Raw genomic sequence first — 14,769 nt, forward strand, 5'->3', positions numbered from 1 at the left:
TTCATCCGTGGTAAGATGGGTGTAGGTCATTCGTGATCACTCCTATGTATTCTTTGGTCGGAATTACAATTTGAGTGTACCACGAATGGCTTTTTTATTTGTCTAGCTTAATTTTACAATCGACGTAGGAATAACAATTTATTATTGAAGTCTAATTAACTGTTATGAACAATCAGATAAGCGAGGTCATTTGCAAGGTCAACTAGCGTGAACATCACAAATTTTAAAGGTGTAAATAGTAGAAATTTTGATAAATAAAAAGTGAGGATGAATAAATATGATAGATATTACTACTGAATATAGGGACATTCTTTTTTCCCCTCCTGATATTTCTGATAGGGAAATTGATGAAGTTGTAAAGGCACTTAAATCAGGGTGGATTACAACTGGTCCTCGTACTAAAGAGTTCGAAAAAGAAATTGCTGAGTTTGTAGGTGTAGATAGAGCAGTATGTTTAAATTCCGCTACAGCTGCAATGGAAGGTGTCTTGAGAATACTGGGTATTGGACCAGGAGATGAAGTTATCACTTCTGCATATACGTATACTGCTTCTGCTTCTATTATTGATCATGTTGGAGCAAAAATTGTACTTGTCGATACTGCCCCAGATTCATTTGAAATGGACTATTCAAAACTTGCAGATGCTATAAATGAAAACACAAAAATGATTATACCTGTTGATTTGGCAGGGAGAATGTGCGATTATGACAAAATTTATGAAGCAGTAGAAAACAAAAAACATTTATTCAAAGCTAATAACTTGCAACAAGAAATTTTTAATCGAGTAGTAGTGATGGCTGATGCGGCACATGCCTTTGGTGCTGAAAGAAATGGATTAAATTGTGGTCAAGTAGCAGATTTCACTTGTTTTTCTTTTCATGCAGTTAAGAATCTTACGACTGCAGAAGGTGGCGCTGTTGTTTGGCGCAATAATCTAGGTATTGATGACGACGAAATGTATAGACAATTTATGCTTTATAGTCTTCACGGTCAGTCCAAAGATGCACTAGCAAAAACGCAAAAAGGTTCATGGGAGTATGATATCGTTTATCCTGCATATAAATGCAATATGACGGATATAGTTGCTTCAGTAGGTCTTATTCAACTGGAAAGATACAAATTCATGTTAAAAAGAAGACGTGAGATGATTGAAATATACGATGAAGCTTTACTTCCACTAGGTATTGAAACGTTAGAACACTATAGTGACCAACATTCATCTTCAGGACATTTGTATTTGGCAAGGATACCAAATGCTACTGAAGAACAAAGAAATGAAGTAATCCTACATATGGCTGACGCTGGAATTGCAACAAACGTGCACTACAAACCTCTACCTATGTTTACTGCATACAAAAATCTAGGGTTTAATATCGATGATTACCCTAATGCCTATAACATGTATAAGAATGAGATAACATTACCACTTCATACATTGTTAAAAGACGATGATATCAAATATATAACAGAAAACATGAAGTATATCTTAAGCATGTTACAGATATGATTGAATCTATGATAAGAGGTGAAAAAGCGTGTATCGATTTTTTCTAAAGAGAGTACTAGATTTGCTTTTAGCGATAATAGCTTTACCATTTTGGTTGATTATTTTAGTGTTTATCGGGCCATTAATATATTTTCAAGATAGAGGGTCAATTTTTTATAATTCTTCTCGTTTGGGAAAAGACGGGGAAGTTTTCAAAATGTATAAACTGAGATCTATGAAATTTAATTCACCTGACATTAGAAATCAAGATGGTTCTACATTTAATTCAGAAAATGATCCAAGGTTAACAAAAATTGGGAAATTTATTAGAAAAACGAGTCTTGACGAAACCCCTCAACTCTTAAATATTATTAAAGGTGATATGAGTATCATTGGACCAAGACCAGATCTTCCTGAACATAAAGAATTATATGAGGGCATTGAGTCAAGAAAACTTGAAGTAAGACCTGGAGTAACAGGGTATAACCAAGCCTACTTTAGAAATACTATTCCCTGGAAAGAAAGAATACAGAATGATATTTACTATATTGACCATCTATCCTTTTTGATGGACGTGAAAATATTTTTTAAAACCATTGTATCTGTATTGAGAAGAGAAGACGTGTTTTCAGAACAACGAATGGCAAATAAAAGTGGTGAAAATACCTATGGACAATAAAAGTTATGAATGTAATTACTTGGAATGGGATACAAATTACTTTGGAATAGAGTGCGGCAGAGTAAATCTTTTTGGGGCTACCAGTAATGAAGACCAACAAAAAATTTCTGACTTTTTAAATGAATTTAAGTTTGTTACGATTTCAAATTATGGTAACAGAAAAGAAAACAATATTTGGATTGCAAATAAAACTAATGCCTTCCTGGCGGATGTAAACATTCAATTTGAAAAAAAATTAAACAACAATAGCAACTTTAAAGATGAGAATACATATGTCACAAATAATCTGCACAAAAATGATCAAATTATAAATATCGCTAATAAATCATTTCAGCATTCTAGATTTTTTAATGACCCTAATCTACCAATAAAAGAATCTGAACGTATCTATGTTCATTGGACGGAAAATGCATTCGAGAAAGAGAATAAATATTTTGTTATCTCTAAAAAAGAAGAGAATGTTTTGGGTTACCTTTTATTTTCCATAACTAATAAAAATAATGCAGTAATAGAACTAATAGCAGTTGATAGTAGTTTCCAAGGGCACGGAATTGGCGGAAAATTAATGAAGACATTAGAAACGTTTCTTTCTCAGAAGAAAATCACATCACTTAAAGTTGGAACGCAAGTCAACAATATTTCAGCGAATCAATTTTATACTGCCATGGGATTCAAGTATGTAAGCTGTGGAAGTATATATCATTTGTGGCGGTAATAAAAGGAGTTAGTAATGAAAGTATTATATATAGCAACCTCATTTCCTGAACCGGATAAAGGAGCAACGATTTATACAGATTTGGCTGAAACATTACATGAAGCAGGACATAGTGTTACTGTAGTTGTATCTGAACAGGCTAGAAACCTATCGGAGACCAAAAAAGGAATAGAACGTGGCTTTGAAGTTATCCGAATAGTTACGGGCAATTACTATGATGTTGGATTATTAGAAAAAGGAATTACTACGTTGAGAATTCCCTTTCTTATGAGAAAGGGAATTGCTCGACACTTAAAAGATAGGGAATTTGACTTTATATTATATGAAGCTCCCCCAGTAACAAATGCGAGCTTAGTTAACTGGGCAAGAAAACATTTTAATTGCCCATCTTATTTAATGTTAAAAGATATTTTCCCGCAAAATGCAGTCGACATCGGCATAATAAAAAAAAATAGCCTCATTTACCACTTTTTTAAGAATAAAGAGAAGCGCCTTTATGAATCTGCAAGTATAATTGGTTGTATGTCAGAAGCCAATAAAAAATTTATTATAAAAAATAATCCTCAGATAGATGAGCGAAAAATTGAGCTGTTCCCAAACACAAAAAAAATAACAGACGATATATTACCACAAAAGCAAACGATGAGGGAAAAATATGATATACCAAATGACGCGTGTGTATTTTTATTTGGTGGAAATATGGGTAAGCCGCAGTATATTGATTTGCTTTGTGAGACTATAGTTGAATGTAAAAACGAGGCTAACATATATTTTCTTTTTGTTGGTAGAGGAACGGAACGTCATAAACTAGAAGAAATAATAAATAGGGAATCAATAACTAACGCAAAGATTATAGAGAATTTACCGAGACCCCAGTATGAACAGATTACTAAAGAGAGTGATGTGGGATTAATAATTCTGGATCCGCGATTTACAATACCTAACTACCCGTCTAGAATTTTATCTTATATGGAGTATTCTAAGCCAGTCATTGCAGCTACTGATAAAGTAACTGATTTAAAAAAACTTGTTGAAGATGCTGAATGTGGAGAGTGGGTATGGTCAGCTGACAAAAATCATTTTGTAGAAGCAGTTAAGATGATGTCAAGGAATCCTAATCGTAAAGAGTTAGGAACAAACGGACGAAAGTATTTGGAGAAAAATTTCTCTATAGCTAAATCTGTTCAAATACTCGAAAAACACTTTAATTCAGAAATGAGGCATTATGATGTTCGAAAATAAAATTTTACTTATTACTGGAGGCACAGGATCTTTTGGTAATGCTGTTCTAAAAAAATTTTTAAATACAAGATTAAAAGAAATTAGAATTTTTTCTCGTGATGAAAAGAAACAAGATGACATGCGGAAACAATACAATAATCCAAAAATCAAATACTACATTGGTGATGTCCGTGATATTAATAGCATCCGAAATGCAATGCACGGAGTAGACTATATCTTCCATGCAGCCGCTCTAAAACAAGTTCCTTCCTGTGAGTTTTTCCCGATGGAGGCTGTAAAAACAAATGTAATTGGTACAGATAATATGTTAAATGCTGCAATTGAAGCAGGAGTAAAAAAAGTAATCTGCTTGTCTACAGATAAAGCTGCATACCCAATCAATGCCATGGGAACATCCAAAGCGATGATGGAAAAAGTATTTGTTGCCAAAGCCAGAAACGTTGATCCAGAAAGAACGTTGATTTGTGGAACGAGATACGGCAATGTAATGGCTTCTAGAGGCAGTGTCATTCCATTATTCGTTGAACAGCTTAAACTAGGCCAACCACTGACTGTAACAGACGGAGACATGACTCGCTTCATGATGAGTCTAGAAGAAGCAGTTGATTTAGTAATGTTTGCCTTCGAAAACGCCGAAGCAGGGGACATCATGGTCCAAAAAGCTCCAGCCGCAACGATTTACACATTAACAGAAGCTCTTCAAAAGATTTTCGGCACAGACGTTCCAGTAAACACAATCGGTATCCGTCATGGAGAAAAAATGTATGAATCCTTATTAACGACAGAAGAAGCTGCTCATGCAATTGACATGGGAGGGTTCTACCGCGTTCCATCTGATAAAAGAGACTTGAACTATGGTAAATTCTTTGATGAAGGAATGGAGGCATTACCTCACCTAGAAGAATACAACTCTGATAACACTGAACAACTAACAGTTGACGGCATGGTTGAAAAATTACTCAAACTTGACTACATCCAAGAAGAGTTGAAAGGATGGAAAGTTAATGCACATTCTAGTTACCGGGGCTAAAGGATTTATCGGTAAAAACCTTGTAGCACATTTAAAAGCGACTACAGATCACACAATCTATGAATTTGATATAGATAGCGACCTACATTTATTAAATGATTACTGTCATAATGCTGAATTTATCTTTCATCTAGCGGGAGTGAATCGCCCAGAAACGGAAGATGAGTTCATGGAAGGAAACTTCGGTTTTACTTCTATTTTATTAGAAACATTGAAAAAAAATAATAACACAAGCCCGATTATGATTTCCTCTTCCATTCAAGCAGAATTGGACAACCCATACGGGAAAAGTAAAAGAGCCGGCGAAGAGCTGTTAAGAAACTACGGCCAAGAAACAGGGGCTAAAGTTTTGATTTATCGCTTTCCGAATGTGTTCGGAAAATGGTGTCGGCCGAACTACAACAGTGCAGTCGCGACCTTTTGCTATAACATTGCAAGAGACTTGCGGATTACAGTTAATGACCCTAGTGTCCTGATGAATTTAGTTTATATTGATGATGTTGTGGAAGAGTTAACTCTAGCACTTCTTGGAAATGAAACGGTAGATGGTCAGTATTGTAAGGTTCCGATAGTTCATCAAGTTGAACTAGGGAGAATTGTAGAACTCCTTGAGTCGTTCAAGAATAGCCGAGAAGAGCTAACTGTTCCTAACATGGCTGATTCATTTACGAAAAAATTGTACAGCACTTATTTAAGTTACTTGCCTGAAGATCAATTTTCATATCCTCTTAAAATGAATGTAGATAACCGTGGATCTTTTACAGAAATCATTCGTACGCCAGATAGAGGTCAAGTATCTGTCAATATTTCTAAACCAGGAATAACAAAAGGAAATCATTGGCACCATACAAAGAATGAAAAATTTGTGGTAGTGAGTGGTGAAGGAATCATACGATTCCGTAAACCTGATTCAGACAAAGTTATTGAGTATCAGGTAAGTGGCGATAAAATTGAAGTTCTTGATATTCCAGTAGGGTATACGCATAACATTGAAAATATCGGTGAAACTGATATGGTTACGATTATGTGGGTAAATGAGCCATTTAACCCTGAACAACCAGACACATACTATTTGGAGGTTTGACACAAGTGAAGAAGTTAAAAGTAATGACGGTAGTAGGTACTCGTCCAGAGATTATCAGACTATCCGCAGTAATAAATAAACTAGAAGAATCAGAAGCGATTGAACATATTTTAGTTCATACTGGACAAAATTACGATTATGAACTAAATGAAGTATTCTTCGAGGACTTTAATTTGAAAAAACCTGACTACTTTTTGAATGCTGCAACAGGTACAGCTATTGAAACAATTGGAAATATCCTTATTAAAATTGATCCTATCTTAGAAGAAGTAAACCCTGATGCATTCCTAGTCTTAGGGGATACTAATAGCTGCCTATGCGCTATCGCAGCAAAAAGAAGAAAAATTCCTATTTTCCATATGGAAGCGGGAAACCGTTGCTTTGATCAACGAGTACCAGAAGAAACTAATCGTAAAATAGTGGATCATATTGCTGATATAAACTTAACATACAGTGATATTGCTAGGGAATATTTGCTAGCAGAAGGTTTACCAGCAGATCAGGTTATAAAAACTGGGAGCCCAATGTTTGAAGTATTAAATTCAAGAAAAGAAGACATTCAAAACTCAAATATTCTTGAAAGATTAAAATTGAAAAAGAATAAATATTTTGTTGTCTCAGCCCATCGTGAAGAAAATATAGCTTCTAAAGAAAATTTTATGGATTTAGTAAATACTTTAAACGCAGTAGCAGAGAAATATGCTTATCCAATAATTGTTAGTACACATCCCAGAACCAGAAAAATGATTGAAGAAACAAACGTAACTTTTAATGACAACATTCAATTGATGAAACCCCTTGGGTTCATCGATTATAATAAACTACAACTAACCGCTAAGGCTGTATTAAGTGACAGTGGAACAATTAGCGAAGAATCCTCTATTCTAGGTTTTAATGCATTAAATATTCGGCAAACACATGAAAGGCCAGAAGCAATGGAAGAAGCTTCAGTTATGATGGTAGGTTTAAAAAAAGAAAGAATTTTACAGGCTTTGAGCATTTTAGATTTTCAACAAAAAGATACTTTAAGAACAGTTGAAGATTATTCTATGCCGAATGTTTCAGAAAAAGTGATAAGAATTATATTAAGTTACACAGACTATATAAATAGAATAGTTTGGAGGAAGTAGTTTATGAGAGTTCTTCAAATTAATAGCGTTTGTGGGTATGGGAGTACAGGAAGGATCGCGACTGATTTATATGATGTCCTAGAGAAAGAAGGACATGAGTGCTGCATCGCTTATGGTAGAGGGACTGCACCAAAGGGATATAAAACAATAAAAATAGGGGGAAAAATTGATTTTTATACACACGTATTAAAAACAAGATTTCTCGATTTACATGGTTTTGGATCGAAAAGAGCAACAAAAACTTTCGTTAAGCAAATAGAAGAATACAAGCCAAATATTATTCTTCTCCATAACATTCATGGATATTATTTAAATATTGAAATTTTATTTAATTACTTTGCCACTATAGATGTGCCTATAGTTTGGCTTCTGCATGATGCTTGGCCCATATCTGGGCATAGTGCTTACTTTGATTTAGATTCTAATGGTGAAGTTCCTATGATGAATTTGAAGAAAAAACAAAACTTAGAATATCCTAAGTCATTTTTTATAGATAATTCAAGAAAGAATTTCTTGAAAAAGAAAAGTTTATTAACTCAAATAAGCAATATGACTATTATTACACCATCCAATTGGCTAGCCAATATAGTAAAGAAATCGTTTTTATCATCCTATGATGTGAAAGTGATTCATAATGGAATTGATTTATCTAAGTTTAAAGTCACACCAAGTAATTTCAGAGATAAAGAAGAGTTAACCAACAAAAAAATCATTTTAGGTGTAGCTAGTATGTGGGATGAAAGGAAAGGATTAATTTATTTTAATCAGCTTGCAAAACATTTGAATAAAGAATTTAAAGTAATAGTGGTAGGAGTTGATAAAAAACAAAATAAGAAATTAAATAAAAATATTTTAGCAATTTCTAGAACGAATGATATTAAAGAGCTGGCTGAGATTTATACAGCAGCTGATGTCTATGTTAATCCTACTTTAGAAGATAATTTTCCAACAACAAATGTAGAAGCACTCGCATGTGGAACTCCAGTTATTACATTTGATACTGGTGGGAGCCCGGAAGCTTTAAATAATGAGACCGGAGAAGTTATCGAAAAGGGGAATTTCTACAGCTTATATAAAACTATCAAAAATTTAGATTATGAGAAAAAAAATAGTGAGGCATGTATAGAACAATCAAAAGAATTCGAAAAAGTCGCTGTATATAATAAATATTTAAATCTTTTTCAAAATTTAATCATGAAGGCAAACTGAAAGGAAAAAGACAGCATCTTATTGTGTAATGAGAAAATATAAAAGAACTGAATTTGAGCTAAGTTACTAAATACTTTTCTATGTAACTGCTAATCTATTCGATCCATTTCGCTCAAAAAGATTGAGATGCATAAATATGTACATCTATTATGTTGAAGGGTTGATAATCGGTGGAGATAGGATTAAAGTAGGGAAGGCAAATTTACAAAGACTAAGTGGTTATAAGTGAGGAAGTGATTCTATGATTATAGTTCATGTAGAAGACTATTTTGATCCTACAGCTGGGTATCAAATAAATGAGTTGTTGATAGCCGGAAAAGAGTTTAATGACGAAGTATATTTAATCACATCAAAAGATATGTCTCCCTTTCATAAGAATATATCTAGAGATGCAGATAGAGATTTTGAAGTTAAAACAGGTGTGAAAGTTATTAGGTTGGAAAGTTATTTTAAAGTATCTAGCAGAATACTCCTTAAAAAACTATTTAAAATTATTGATAAGATTAATCCAGATGTTGTATATATGCATGGTATTGGAGACTTCAAAGATCTAATTTTGTTTAGGAAAAAAAGAAAGTATTCAATAATCAGAGATTGTCATATGTCTTGGGTAGCATCACAAAATAAATTCAGAGTTTTATACTATAAACTTTTTAAAATATTTTTTGCAACAATCATTAATAGAACTGAAAAATATAACAAGATATTTGCCTTAGGAGATGAAGAATACCAATATCTCATCGCTTTAGGAATATCTCCGAAAAAAATAGATTTTTTAAAGCACGGTTATAATGAGAATGTAATGTTCTTAGATGAAATGTCTAGAGAAAAAATTAGGCAGCATTATGAGTATAAAGGTAAAGATATTGTAGTGGCTTATATTGGAAAATTTGATGATTTTAAACGACCTGACATTCTGTTTGATATTGTGAATTGTTTAGACGAAAATCTTATCGATAAGCATCAGATTAAATTGTTATTTATAGGACCGAAAGATACTAAGTATATGGATGAAATTTTTAATCCGAAAATGGATAAAATTAAAAGTAAAATTAATATTACCATTGATTCTTCAAAAAGTTTCAGTGAACTAAGAATGTATTATTCAGCTAGCGACATCTGCATTTTCCCTAAAGAAACTTCTCTAAGTTCGATACATGCTCAAGTATGTGGTTGCCCAGTAATTATGGAAGATCATTCATCTAATAGAGAGAGAGTCATAAATAATAATAATTTATTTTCATTAAATAATACTGCTTCTGCTGCCAAAATCTTAACAAGAATTATTGAAGAGAGTGAATACAAAAAAGATAATAACTTTCATATATATGAATCTCTAAGTGATAGAGAATACAAAAATCAAATAGCTAAATTAAGAACCTTATTTAATACCTAGAAAAAAATTGTATTTCTTGTTTAAAAAATTATATTAAGGGAATTATGAGTTATTTTCTGTTTTTAAAATGTTAATTGAACACCTACAGACTTAAAGCCTATAATATTGATCAGTGTTAAGAATAAAAAAATTAAGATTCTTTAAACTCAGGAATTCTTAATTTTAATTTATTTTTTTAATTCTAGACTGAAATCAAAGTTTACACTAGAATTTTAACTTATCAATTGCTTGTTTAGTCGGTTAGACAAGAGTTTTCCACATGCTTTTGAATCGCTTGATTATGCAATACAATTGACTTGCTTTTTTCAAAATGTGCTTTTAATTCAAAAGAAATTAAATGTAGTTAATTTTTTAACTTTTATTCGCTACAAAATGGAATAGATTTTCATAATTCTGAGGAATGCCAAAGTTTTTAGAGAAATGAACAAAAAATCTTTAATCATCTCATATATTAACACTCCTTAGATAAAAATCTATTTTGAAATAGTAATTGGTAGAACATTTAACGATTACTATTTGAAGATGTCCGTCCTATAATTTACTATCTTCTCCATGCATTAAAATGGATAGAAAATAAAGTACAAATCGTCTTCGTATCGATTAGACTGACTTTATTGCTCAAAACTTGAAATTGAAAGACTATTCATTCTTTCCCAAAAACGTGGAGACGAAGTTTGTAATCCACTACTCTCGTAATCTAGCGAGTAAGAAGAGAGAAATGACTTAAATATAGATTGGTAAAAAACGTAAGAGAGCTAGCAACAATCTAAAATAGTAATAAGTCAAGTATGAAATATTGTTTAGAGATTTAGCTGCGCATCATTCACTAATGATGCACAAACTTTAAAATCCATTGCATAGCCGATTTACTTTAAAAATGTTTGTATAAAAGGTAACTCTTTCAGATTGCAATAGCTCATCAGCTCTAAACTGGCAAAGGTAATTCCATACGAAACTTAATCATATAGGTCGAAGTTCGGGCGAAACTACTTGACCAAGCCATTATAGACTTCACTATAACAATATTGAAACATAACTGTTGTTTTAAGTGTTTAAAAACAACTAATCTCTCAGCCCTAGCGATACATCTTGCTGATTTCTACCAGAGGGTAAGAATTGATGAGGGAAGAGTCCCTCTTGCCCAATACGACTTCGACTTCTGATTGCTGCCAATAAGCTTTCCAGCGGCAAGTTGTAGGGATTTAGGACAGGAATTATGGAATTCTTCTTGATCCGGAGACAAAGAAAAAGCCATCGTGGGAAAGACAATCGAGCAGCTCAAAGTCGAGGTAGCCAAGGTCAGAGACATGAGTGACCAGTTCTGTACTGATCAAGATTTCCAGTTGAATTACATTGTGATTGCTAATTTGTCCTAGTAAGCGTCCATCAGTTCTATCCATGCGTGTCGGAGATGAATTTTCACACATGATGTGGTAGTGCGAAACTCGGCACAAGGATACCGCATTTTATTTATTAAAAAGTGGTGGAGTTACTGAAAGACGCTTTCGCCCGGCACACCCTTTTTTCTTGCGGATAAATTAGAGAATTCAGAAAGAAAAACATTCTTTTCAAAAATGGCCAGGTTATACCCCCAAAGTGCCCGTGAAACCTGAAATGGCTGAAGGAATTGAAATCTAGCTTCTTATGAAGATAGGGATTGAGAAGACCCGCTTCAAAATCACGCAGATTTTTCTTCTAAGTAGATACCGACAGTAGTATTAACTTTCAGGTAGGAGTGGAAATCAAACTTCTTAACATAGGCATTCGCTTGCACAATTTGCCTCTGCACTACGCAGAAAAATGCTTTAGATAGACTGGTTCAACCTAATTACAAAATGTAGTTTTTGTTTTTAATTATCCATGATATAGGGCCTTTAATGTGGTCTTAGATAAGTCGTCACACCAACCATTGTAAAGGATATTTTTGTTTTTTGAGACAAATAGGATTGTGTTATTTTAATGAAATACTAGTAAAAGTATGCATAATAGTCTCTAACTTAATTTGAATATCAAAGAAAGGAATGAAAAATGGGAAGTATATTAATAGTTTTATCAATATTCGGAGCTGATGTATTTTTCTCTTTATCCGCCATTATTGGATATAATTATTTAGGTATAGAAAGTAGCCCTACATACTTGGTTTATATAATTTTGATTTTTGCATTGTCATATTTTTCGTTTATAAAAAATATGGTTTTGACTAAGAAAAAATATAGTACTAAATATATGTTTCCCCTTCTAATACCCATAATATTAACAATAAATTTCTTTTTAACGACGATACGGGGTAAATCATCTGATTTAGCTATAAGGTACTATTTTTTATTTCTGGTGTTTGTAACACCAGCAATTATCACAGGGGTTTACACTACATTTAACAGAAAACTAAAACCCTTAGATAAGTACAGTAATATATTGATGTTAATTTTTGGTTTTTCAGTTTTTGTGTCAGCATTCTCGTCTCTATCAGAGGGAACTAGTTTTACTAGCCTTGGTGGTGCAACATACCAAACTGCGTCATACCTTGGCGGATTCTCTTATGGATTAAATTTGTACAGTATTTTCGAACAAGATAACAGTGTAAAGTTTTCATATCAGAAAACAAATATATATAGGATTTTCTCGTTTATATTATTGCCGCTTCAAATTATAGCGATTTTAATTACTGGTGGACGTGGAGGAATGGTTTTAGTTCTTTTATATTCCTTGTATTTCTTATATGAATTATTTCATAGTGGTAAAATTGAAGTTTTAGTTAAATACACTATTCTGATAGGCCTTTTGTTACTTTTATTATTTAGTATAATTCCCTCTCTATTAACAATAGATTCATTTAATTCTTCGTTCCAAAGGACGTTTTCTTATATAAGTAGTACTGGCATTGATTTTTCACAAACTTCAAACAGAGACTTGGCTTATGGTGAAAGTCTCCGATTAATCAGGCAATCACCAGTAATTGGATTTGGCTATTTTGGAATGTGGAAAATTACAGGATATCCACATAATATTTTTTTGGAAATTCTTCAACAAGGTGGAATAATATACTTAACGATATTTATGATTGTGAGTTTAATGTTGCTAGTAAAGATTAAAAAGATGATCAAATTTGATAACTCAAATAAATTAATAATAGTAGTCGCATTATATCCAATAACAATGTTGTTATTTAGTGGTACTTATCAGATTAATTCAATTTTTTGGTTCGTAGTTTCTTATGTTATTTCATATAAAATAGAAACACCTGATAAAAGTTTATAGTTTTCCTCTCTTTTGGCAGATATTCATGTTATACAAAGTGCCTCTTATATTTTCCATCACTAAAAGGCTTAATAATAGATGTAGACTAAATACCGGACACAGGAAAAAGTACAATGTTCCGTTACAATAGGGTTAACAAGATAAAGGATGTGTTCAGCATGGCAAAGCATCTGGATCAGGAATATAAAAATTACCTATGCCGCATGGTGGTCGAGGAAAAGCGGAAGGTCAGTGAACTCGCCCGTGAATTAAACCTGTCCCCAGGCTCCCTCTACAAAAGGACGCGCGCCTACCGCAAGCGGCAGGAGGCACCGCATATCCAGCAGCAGGCGGACACGCCAAAGGCGGTATACAAGACGCCATCCGACTACGAGAAGGAGCTGAAGGAACGCGAGAAACAGATCGCGAAGCTGGAAGAGCAAAACGCCATCCTAAAAAAAGCGATGCATGTCTTCACGAAAAGCCAGGAGTGAAGTTCCACTTCATGGCCGCCCGCCAGGATGAATTCTCGGTTGTGGGGATGTGCGAAGCATTGGGCGTATCAAGCAGCGGGTATTACGACTGGTTCAGGCGGCAGCAGGAGGGGCCCACCGAAAGGCAGGCACACCGGGAAAAACTGAAGGAACGCATCACGCACTTTTTCCACACGCGGCTGGGCATGTACGGTGCCCCCCCCCGCATCTGGCGGGACTTGTTGGAGGACGGCTGTGAGGTGACGGAGCGGATGGTGAGCAGGCTGATGGCGGAGCTGGGACTGCGTGCCTGTCCTCCGGCAAAGTATCTGGCCACCACGGACTCAGACCATTCCTCCCCCGTGTATCCAAACCTTTTGCGTCAGGACTTTGAAACGGACCAGCCGAATAAGGTCTGGGTTTCCGACATGACCTACATCTGGACTGGCGAAGGCTGGCTGTACCTGTCTGCGGTGATGGACCTGTTCGGCCGCAAGCTGGTGGGCTGGGGAACAACCGACCACCTGCGGACCGAAGGCCCTCTCGCAGCCTTGGAGATGGCCATCCTGTTCCGCCAGCCGGGGGAAGGGCTGATCCACCATTCCGACCGTGACAGCCAATATGCTTCCAAGGATTACGTGGCTGCCCTGCAGGGTATCCAGGCAAAAATCAGCATGAGCCGGAAAGGGAACCCCTATGACAATGCCTGCATCGAGTCCTTCTTCGCGAGTCTGAAAAAAGAGATTGTCTATCGCTGGGATTTCAAGACGAAGGCAGAGGCGATCCAACGGATCAACTGGTACATTTCAGAATTCTACAACCCTGTGCGCCGCCATTCCCACAACGGCTACCTTTCGCCAGACCGGTTCGAGCAGAATCATGAAATCGTCCAGAAAAGTGCCAACCGTCCGATCCAGATTTTGTATCAGTGCCCTTCCCAGCTTGTGGACGTCCCTTGATTTTTTTAGTCTGTTTTTTATCTTTTTTCCGATTTCCCTGTCCGTTTTCTTGACAGAACTCCAATAATAATTAAATAATTTCACTTTATCGGCTTAACTTTGAGTTGAATTATGCATTTGGCTAAGATT

At 34.6% G+C, this 14,769-nt stretch carries 12 protein-coding genes; all 12 read left to right on the forward strand.

Annotated elements, in window-relative coordinates:
* Positions 1–277: 277 nt before the first annotated feature.
* The 12 genes from ACTVAI_RS08645 (at position 278) to ACTVAI_RS08700 (ending at position 14,640) form a co-directional block, all read left to right on the forward strand.
* Positions 278–1,507: a DegT/DnrJ/EryC1/StrS family aminotransferase gene (locus ACTVAI_RS08645; RefSeq protein WP_443486412.1), complete on the forward strand. Its 1,230-nt coding sequence runs from the start codon at positions 278–280 to the stop codon at positions 1,505–1,507.
* A gap of 28 nt (positions 1,508–1,535) precedes the next feature.
* Positions 1,536–2,165 (forward strand): sugar transferase, encoded by a 630-nt coding sequence (locus tag ACTVAI_RS08650; RefSeq protein ID WP_443486413.1) that lies wholly within the window; start codon positions 1,536–1,538, stop codon positions 2,163–2,165.
* Complete coding sequence (locus tag ACTVAI_RS08655; protein WP_443486414.1) at positions 2,155–2,880, forward strand: GNAT family N-acetyltransferase; 726 nt, start codon at positions 2,155–2,157, stop codon at positions 2,878–2,880. The genes ACTVAI_RS08650 and ACTVAI_RS08655 overlap by 11 nt, the downstream gene beginning before the upstream one ends.
* 15 nt (positions 2,881–2,895) lie before the next feature.
* A complete protein-coding gene (locus tag ACTVAI_RS08660) occupies positions 2,896–4,122 on the forward strand; it encodes a glycosyltransferase family 4 protein (RefSeq protein ID WP_443486415.1) in 1,227 nt (408 codons plus the stop codon).
* Positions 4,109–5,152 carry a polysaccharide biosynthesis protein gene (locus ACTVAI_RS08665; protein WP_443486416.1) on the forward strand — a complete coding sequence of 348 codons (1,044 nt, stop codon included), beginning with the start codon at positions 4,109–4,111 and terminating at the stop codon, positions 5,150–5,152. Before ACTVAI_RS08660 ends, ACTVAI_RS08665 begins: the two co-directional genes overlap by 14 nt.
* A complete protein-coding gene (locus ACTVAI_RS08670) occupies positions 5,127–6,236 on the forward strand; it encodes a capsular polysaccharide biosynthesis protein CapF (protein WP_443486417.1) in 1,110 nt (369 codons plus the stop codon). The genes ACTVAI_RS08665 and ACTVAI_RS08670 overlap by 26 nt, the downstream gene beginning before the upstream one ends.
* Before the next feature lie 5 nt (positions 6,237–6,241).
* Positions 6,242–7,366, forward strand: coding sequence for a non-hydrolyzing UDP-N-acetylglucosamine 2-epimerase (gene wecB, locus ACTVAI_RS08675; protein WP_443486418.1), 1,125 nt, complete (start codon positions 6,242–6,244; stop codon positions 7,364–7,366).
* Positions 7,367–7,369: 3 nt separating this feature from the next.
* Positions 7,370–8,575, forward strand: a complete 1,206-nt coding sequence (locus ACTVAI_RS08680; RefSeq protein WP_443486419.1) for a glycosyltransferase — start codon at positions 7,370–7,372, stop codon at positions 8,573–8,575.
* A 241-nt stretch (positions 8,576–8,816) separates the two neighbouring features.
* Entirely contained in the window at positions 8,817–9,971 is a 1,155-nt protein-coding gene (locus ACTVAI_RS08685) for a glycosyltransferase family 4 protein (RefSeq protein ID WP_443486420.1), read from the forward strand.
* Between the two features lie 2,028 nt (positions 9,972–11,999).
* On the forward strand, positions 12,000–13,229 hold the full coding sequence (locus ACTVAI_RS08690; RefSeq protein ID WP_443486421.1) for an O-antigen ligase family protein: 1,230 nt from the start codon (positions 12,000–12,002) through the stop codon (positions 13,227–13,229).
* Positions 13,230–13,387: 158 nt separating this feature from the next.
* Positions 13,388–13,702: a transposase gene (locus ACTVAI_RS08695; RefSeq protein ID WP_443486422.1), complete on the forward strand. Its 315-nt coding sequence runs from the start codon at positions 13,388–13,390 to the stop codon at positions 13,700–13,702.
* Between the two features lie 11 nt (positions 13,703–13,713).
* Positions 13,714–14,640: an IS3 family transposase gene (locus ACTVAI_RS08700; protein ID WP_443486423.1), complete on the forward strand. Its 927-nt coding sequence runs from the start codon at positions 13,714–13,716 to the stop codon at positions 14,638–14,640.
* The last annotated feature ends 129 nt before the right edge of the window (positions 14,641–14,769 follow it).

The organism is Jeotgalibaca sp. A127 (assembly GCF_052266745.1).
Taxonomy (GTDB): domain Bacteria; phylum Bacillota; class Bacilli; order Lactobacillales; family Aerococcaceae; genus Jeotgalibaca.